Below are 6959 nucleotides of genomic sequence, written 5' to 3'. Positions count from 1 at the left end.
CGCCTGCCTGTGGCTGGCCTACCTGCGGTGGCTGGCGACGCAGGGCGAGACGCCGTCGTCGTCGGCGCCTGCTCCCCCGCCCCGCTGGATCGATGCCCAGGAAGTCCTTCAGCACCGCCGCCGGCCCGGCGCGGCGTGCCTCAGCGCACTCCGCAGCGGAGACATGGGCACCCAGGCGCGGCCACTGAATCTTGACGCCAAAGGCTCCGGCACGGTGATGCGTTCCGCCCCGTTTGGGCTGGTGCCCCATATTCCTGTCGAGGTTGCCGATCGGCTGGCGATGAACGCCGCCGCACTGACCCACGGCCACCCCACGGCCCAGCACGGCGCTGCCGTGGTCGCGGTCCTGATCCACTCAATCGCCCGTGATGGCAAGCCTCTCGCTGAGGCGGTGGCTGCCGCCGTCTCCCGGGCAGACGCTTCGGCGCTACCCGAGCTGGTCCGCCTCCTTGAGACCGCTGTCGAACTGGCCGACGACGGCGGTGTCTCGCCTGAGCTGATGACGGCAGCCCTCGGCGGTGGGTGGACAGCTGACGAAGCCCTGGCGATTGCCGTGTATGCGGTGCTGGCAACCGAGACGACCGCGGGAGTAGAGGACCACTTCCGCGCTGCGTTATGCCTCGCTGTCAATCACGACGGTGACAGCGACACGACGGGGTCGATCGCCGGCAACATTCTCGGCGCGCTCTACGGGGTGCAGGGGCTGCCCGCCGCGTGGGTGTCCTTGCTGGAGGGTGCCGAAACCGTCAGCGCGATGGCTCAGCTGTTGGTGGAAACCACCTCGACCGGCTGAGCCTTTCCCTGGGGCGATTCTGGGGGCGATTCTTGGGCTGGGCCCTGCTGTGCCTAGTCTTGGCTCATGGATAACTGGAGTCCCGCTCACCTGTCGGATCTGAGCGGCCGCACCGTGGTGGTCACCGGAGGGAACGCCGGGCTCGGCTATTTTGCCTGCGAGCAGCTGGCGGCGGCCGGGGCGACCGTGGTGATGGCGTCGCGCAATGAGCAGAAGGCCACGGCGGCCATTGCAGCGATCCGGCGCAGGGTTCCCGACGCAGACGTCCACTACCAGGAGCTCGATCTGGCCCGGCTCGACTCGGTACGGCAGGCCGTGGAAGTGCTCTCCTCACGGGGTCCCCTCGATGCGCTCCTGGCGAACGCCGGAGTTGTGGGCGCGGCCGGACGCCAGCACACGGCGGATGGTTTTGAGCTGCAGTTCGGCACCAACCACCTGGGACATTTTGCCCTCACGGCGGGCCTGCTGCCTGCCCTCACCGCTGCGCGCGGCCGGGTGGTTCATCTGGGCAGCATCAGCCACCGCTGGGTCCGGCTGAACACTGCCGACCTGATGCCAGCGAAGTACAACAATCCGCGCTCCTACGCGACGTCGAAGCTGGCTGTCATGACCTTCGGTTTCGAACTCGCTGCCCGGCTTCACCTGCTGGGGAGCCCGGTACAGAGCATCGTGGCCCATCCGGGTCTGGCCCTGGACATGCTCACTCCGCACCGACCCGGAATCGGTTTGAACGACACCCCACCCGCTGCACAGCGCCGTGTGCTGGCACCCGTCTCGCACGGCAAGGACACCGGGGCGTGGCCACTGGTTCGGGCGGTGGGTGATCCGGGCGTCGACAACGGCTCCTACTGCGGGCCGAGCGGCTGGTTCCAGTTACGGGGTCACCCGACGTCGGTGCCGGCGCATCCGCACGCCCGCGAGCGCAACACCGCTTCCCGGCTGATCGACGCGTCGGAAGAGCTCACCGGGGTCCAGCTGGCCCTGTAGAGCGGCTGGAACCGTAAGCAGGTCAGGGACCGTAGACCGGTCAGGGACTGTCGACGGGCCAGCGGCCCTCAGTCATCTGCAGGAACTCGGCTTCCGAGAGGACCTCGATCCGCTGGCCTCGCTCGTGGAGGTCGAGAACACGCCGGGCTTTGCCGGTGACGCGTCCATTGCGCAGATCCGAGGCCTCAAATCCGTCGCCCACCACCAATACTGTGGTGCGTTGGGTGACCGTGCTCGCTGGTTGGGCGCCGAGCCACGCGGCCCGTTCCTTGGCCTGCGGACGGGGCATGCCGAGCGTGCCGGTGAACACCACCGTCTGGCCGTACAGCGGGTTCGCCGGATCGGCTGCGCCATTCGCGGGCGGGTTCAAGCCCTCCTCGGGCCACCCGGAGGGGCCGGTCCGGGTAGCAACCGGGCCACGGGCCAGGGCACCGCGCGTCGCCTTCGAGACAGGGTTGATTCCCGGTACGTAGGCATCCTGGATCGAGAGTGGGAGCCGCTGGAGCGCGGCTAGTTCTGCCAGCGAGTCCGCACCGTTCATCCTGGCGATGTCGATCATGATGCCGGCACACGCCCTGGCATCCTCAACTGCATCATGGTGGTTGACCAGCGGGACTCCGGCCGCCTCGGCGACGAAGGGCAGCGAGTACGAGGGCAGCGAATAACTGCGCCGGGAGAGCACCACGGTGCAGGTGTAGTTGTAGGCCGGGCCCGCGATGTTGGAAACTTCCTGTCCCGACCTGATGACGCCCAGATCGAAGGCCGCGTTATGTGCCACCAGGACATCGTCGCCAATAAAAGCACCGATCTCCGGGAATAGGTCCCCAAACCGTGGCTGGGTCGCCACCATCTCCGGGGAAATGCCGTGGATCCGTACGTTGCGCCAGTCGAAATGGTCGTGCCCCGCGGGAGGGCGCATCAGCCAGTGGGCCTCGTCCACGATCCTGCCGTCCCGCACCTTGGTCAAGCCAACCGCGCAGGGCGAGCCACGGAACCCGTTTGCTGTCTCAAAGTCGATTGCTGTGAACTCAATTCCCACCGGGTCAACGCTACGGGTTGAACCGACGGATTTTACCTAACGTTCACCCGCGCGCCGGGAGATACCTGCCACAGTCCCCTACCCTGAGGTATGGGAAAGACACAGTGGTACCTGTTCGATTACGGCATGGTGATCTCCAATGCGCCCACACCCGAGGACTGGCTGAACCTCGAGGATGCTGCTGGCGTCCAGCTGATGGACCCCGGCTCGCCCTACTGGCAGCACCGGTTAGACTTCGATGCTGGCCGCAAGACCAGCGTCGAATACTGGTCGCTGGTCACCGGACGCGACGTCACTGAGAGCCGGACGGACCTGCTCGACACGCTGGATGCCAACCAGTGGTCCCACTTCAACCTGGAAACCCTCGATGTCCTCGAGGAACTCAGCAGCCAGGGTGCCCGGCTGGCGCTGCTCTCGAATATGCCTGCCCCGATGGTGGCCAGGTTTGAGCAGGCGTCCTGGACCGGGTACTTCACGAAGATGTACTTCAGTTCGGTGCTCCAGCTGGTGAAGCCGCAGCGGGAAATCTTCGAACACGTGCTGCGGGACCTTGGCGCCGAACCACATGAGGTCACCTTCGTTGATGATGCCCAGGTCAATGTCGCTGCCGCGCAGGAGCTGGGCATCGACGCTATGCTCCACCAGCCAGGCATCGATCTGCAACGTGAGCTGTTCGCCCCACGCTGAGCTAGGGCACGGCCCGTCGCAGGGTGAGGTAGGACCCGCCCGCCAGCGCCAGGCCGACGACGGCGAGCCAGCCTGCGACGCTCAGCTGGGTCTGGCTGCTGAGGAACTGGCCCACCTGGCCCCAGAGTTCCTGGCGGGTGAGGTAGAAGACGAGGCCGATCAGCACGACTGCAGTCCCGATCCCGGTGATCAGGAGTCCCGTGGTCTGCCACCGTTTGTAGATGGTCGCGGCCCAGAAGCCAACCAGGAACAGCACCATCATCGCCGTGAAGTAGAAGACAGGCTCACCCCGTCGAGCGCCGTGGAATTGCGGTAGGTCTTGATCAGATCATGTGTTTCGATAACGCTGCTCATGGTGTTCCCCTCGAAACTGATTCGCTGGAGCGGACCATTTCCGCCAGTTCGGAGGGGCTGATTCCCAGCTTCCGAGCCTCTACCGCCAGCGGGCGGACGTATTGGTCAAAGAATTGGTCCCGCCGGCGCTGCAGGAGCGCGGCGCGGGCACCGGTGGCAACAAACATTCCTATTCCCCGTTGCTTGTAGAGAATGCCCTCGTCCACGAGCCGGTTGACGCCCTTGGCGGCGGTCGCCGGGTTGATGCGATGGAAAGCGGCAAACTCGTTCGTTGATGGGACCTGCGCCTCTTCGGCCAGGGTTCCCTCGACAATCTCGTTTTCGATCTCTTCGGCTATCTGAAGGAAGATGGGCCTACTGTCATCGATCATCTGGCCCTCCGGTGACCGGTCAGCTGGTCAATTGGTTAGTTACTGATGTAACTAACCATACAACCGGAGGCGGGCGATGCCAAGGCTTTTTGGGACGGCTGTGGTGGGCACGACGCCGTCGGGAACTCCTGCGCAGTTGGCGGGTGAAGCACGCCTCGAACCCGCCACTGCTGCTCGGGCGATTGGGGACACTCGCCACAGCTGCACCATCGGCAGGAGGCGGTGTGTCAGGCCGGGTCCCGCTCAGCCCGCTTGCGGCGAATCTTCAGGATCCGGCTGACCACAAAGTAGCCGAGGAATACGACGACGGCGGCGATCACGATTTTCTGGAACACGTCCGCATAGGCTTCGACAACGTGCCAGTTTTCCCCGAGGTAGAAACCGGCCAGCACGAAGATGCAGTTCCAGATGAGGCTTCCTGCGGTGGTGAGGGCAATGAATATCCAGATCGACATCCGCTCGATGCCCGCCGGGATGGAGACCAGACTACGAAACAGCGGAATCATCCGGCCGAAGAACACTGCCTTGTAGCCGTGGCGGTCGAACCAGGCCTCTACGCGGTCCACATCCTCCAGATCGACCAGTGGGACCCGGGACACGATGGCCCGCATCCGGTCGCGTCCCAGCCAGGCGCCCAGCAGGTACAGGATCAGCGCACCGACCAGTGAGCCTGCGGTGGTCCAGAAGATGGCTTCGAACAGGGTGAAGCTACCCCGGCTTGCTGTGAAGCCCGCCAGCGGCAGGATGACTTCGCTGGGCAGTGGTGGAAAGAGGTTTTCCAGTGCGATCGCCAGACCGGCGCCGGGCGCGCCGATGGTTTCCATCATGGAAACAGCCCAATCGGAAATGCCGTCCAGCACCGACCCGCCGCCGGTCGGGGTGTTCGGTGCTGTCTGCGAGGAAATAGTCATATCCTGACCAATTTTGCCCTACGAGCCTGGGCTTTGCTGGGAGCGGAGGCGGGATTCAGCGCAACGCTTCGATCAGGTGGGGCAGCAAAGCCTTGAAGGCTTTCGCGCGGTGGCTGATCGAATTCTTCTCCTCCGACGACAGCTCGGCACAACTCTCCTCACGGCCTGCCGGCTGCAGAATGGGGTCGTACCCAAATCCACCGGCTCCGCGGGGCTCGTTGAGGAGGGATCCCCTGAGCTCGCCCAGAGCCACCTGGGCGGTCCCATCCGGGAGGGCTACCGTGGCGGCGCAGACGAATGATGCGCCGCGCTGTGCCCCCGGTATGTCGGCGAGCTGTGCCAGGAGGAGCTGCAGGTTGGCTTCATCATCACCGTGGCGTCCTGCCCACCGTGCCGAAAAGATCCCCGGCGCACCGCCGAGCACGTCGACGGCGAGACCCGAGTCGTCGGCAACTGCCACCAGCCCGGTTGCCGCCGCCACCGCCCGCGCCTTGAGGAGGGAATTGGCTTCAAAGGTGGTGCCGCTTTCGACGACGTCGGGCGCGCCGGCTGTCGCAGCGTCAATAACCTGCGTATCAACGTCAAGACCAGGAACCTGGCCCCGCAGCAGTTCACGCAGTTCCCCGAGCTTGCCCGCGTTACGGGTGGCGAGCACCAGCCTGGGTGCTGCCACAGCCGGTCGACCGTTCCCGGTGTTCTCAGACACCGGCACCCTCACCAAGGATGTCGAGCTGGATCTGGGTCAGCTGGGAAGTGCCGAGCAGGGCCAGGTCAAGGAGTGCGTCGAGCTCGTCACGATCAAACGGTGCACCCTCGGCGGTGCCCTGGACCTCCACGAACTTGCCGCTGCCAGTGACCACCACGTTCATGTCCGTTTCCGCGCGGACGTCCTCGACGTAGGGCAGGTCAAGCATGGGCACGCCGTCGATGATTCCGACGCTGACCGCGGCGACCGTGTCGATGAGGGGCTGCGCCGACGCGGCGATGAGCTTGTTTTCCTTGGCGTAGCGGATTGCTTCGGCCAACGCCACGTAGGCGCCCGTGATCGCTGCGGTGCGGGTGCCGCCGTCGGCCTGGAGTACGTCACAGTCCAGCACAATGGTGGTCTCCCCCAGCGCCTTCGTGTCAATGATGGAGCGCAAAGACCGCCCGATCAGACGGGAAATCTCGTGGGTGCGGCCCCCAATTTTGCCCTTGACCGATTCGCGGTCCGATCGGGTATTGGTGGCGCGGGGAAGCATGGCGTACTCAGCCGTGACCCAGCCCTTGCCCTCGCCCTTGAGCCAGCGGGGTACGCCCTGGGTCAGTGATGCGGTGCAGAGGACACGGGTGTTGCCGAACTCGATGAGTGCCGACCCTTCGGCCTGGTTGGACCAGCCGCGGGTGATGCTGATGGGTCGGAGCTGGTCCGGGGTGCGGCCGTCCGCCCGGAGGATGGCAGCGATGGGCGAGGAAGTGTCTGCTGGAGTCATGGGCTTAAGTCTACGGGCCGGCGGAAAAGTGGCCGAGCCGCAAGTGCGCTGTTGGGCAACCACTCGTGTGCGGGGGCGGTACTTTTTTGGCGTCAGATCTCGTAGGAAACGCCAGCAACCGCGACGGCGAGATCCCCACGGTAGCTGGTCCTGGCCTCCTCGATGGTCCTGTTGGCGTCATTCCACACCGGGATGTGGGTGAGCAGCAACCGGTCCGACGACGCCGCTGCCGCCACCTGCCCGGCCCGCCGGCCGGTAAGGTGGACGCCCTCAATCGCGTCGTCGCGGCCCTCGTGGAACGCCGCCTCGCACAGGAAAACATTGGACCCGGCGGCGGCCTCGATC

Annotated in this window: 10 protein-coding genes; 3 read left to right on the top strand and 7 right to left on the bottom strand. The window is 65.4% G+C overall.

Annotation, left to right across the window (positions count from 1 at the left end; genetic code table 11):
- Positions 1 to 793, top strand: a 793-nt coding sequence (locus K728_RS18735) for an ADP-ribosylglycohydrolase family protein (protein WP_337587490.1), incomplete at its 5' end; no start/stop codon positions are given.
- 66 nt (positions 794 to 859) lie between these two features.
- Complete coding sequence (locus K728_RS18730; protein ID WP_035747476.1) at positions 860 to 1780, top strand: SDR family NAD(P)-dependent oxidoreductase; 921 nt, start codon at positions 860 to 862, stop codon at positions 1778 to 1780.
- Positions 1781 to 1820: 40 nt separating this feature from the next.
- On the opposite strand, the gene K728_RS0107110 is transcribed toward K728_RS18730, so the two are convergent.
- Complete coding sequence (locus K728_RS0107110; RefSeq protein ID WP_024476306.1) at positions 1821 to 2819, bottom strand: exonuclease domain-containing protein; 999 nt, start codon at positions 2817 to 2819, stop codon at positions 1821 to 1823.
- A gap of 90 nt (positions 2820 to 2909) precedes the next feature.
- Here K728_RS0107110 and K728_RS0107105 point away from each other — a divergent pair, with 90 nt between their 5' ends.
- Positions 2910 to 3506: an HAD family hydrolase gene (locus tag K728_RS0107105; protein ID WP_019481211.1), complete on the top strand. Its 597-nt coding sequence runs from the start codon at positions 2910 to 2912 to the stop codon at positions 3504 to 3506.
- A 1-nt stretch (position 3507) separates the two neighbouring features.
- Here the strand turns inward: K728_RS0107105 and K728_RS0107100 are convergent, their stop codons facing one another.
- The 6 genes from K728_RS0107100 to K728_RS21230 all read right to left on the bottom strand — a co-directional run.
- The gene (locus K728_RS0107100) at positions 3508 to 3768 is read right to left on the bottom strand and encodes a hypothetical protein (protein WP_024476305.1); all 261 of its coding nucleotides are present in this window, start codon (positions 3766 to 3768) and stop codon (positions 3508 to 3510) included.
- An 88-nt stretch (positions 3769 to 3856) separates the two neighbouring features.
- Entirely contained in the window at positions 3857 to 4231 is a 375-nt protein-coding gene (locus K728_RS0107095; RefSeq protein ID WP_024476304.1) for a GntR family transcriptional regulator, read from the bottom strand.
- Between the two features lie 227 nt (positions 4232 to 4458).
- Positions 4459 to 5142: a DedA family protein gene (locus K728_RS0107090; protein ID WP_024476303.1), complete on the bottom strand. Its 684-nt coding sequence runs from the start codon at positions 5140 to 5142 to the stop codon at positions 4459 to 4461.
- Between the two features lie 55 nt (positions 5143 to 5197).
- The gene (gene rdgB, locus K728_RS0107085; RefSeq protein ID WP_024476302.1) at positions 5198 to 5848 is read right to left on the bottom strand and encodes an RdgB/HAM1 family non-canonical purine NTP pyrophosphatase; all 651 of its coding nucleotides are present in this window, start codon (positions 5846 to 5848) and stop codon (positions 5198 to 5200) included.
- Positions 5841 to 6614, bottom strand: coding sequence for a ribonuclease PH (rph, locus tag K728_RS0107080; RefSeq protein WP_019481205.1), 774 nt, complete (start codon positions 6612 to 6614; stop codon positions 5841 to 5843). Before rph ends, rdgB begins: the two co-directional genes overlap by 8 nt.
- Positions 6615 to 6706: 92 nt before the next feature.
- Positions 6707 to 6959, bottom strand: a 253-nt coding sequence (locus K728_RS21230; RefSeq protein WP_035747474.1) for a metal-dependent hydrolase, incomplete at its 5' end; no start/stop codon positions are given.

This window comes from Arthrobacter sp. CAL618 (assembly GCF_000468215.1).
Taxonomy (GTDB): Bacteria; Actinomycetota; Actinomycetes; order Actinomycetales; family Micrococcaceae; genus Arthrobacter_D.
This window is presented reverse-complemented; position numbering and strand designations above follow the sequence as displayed.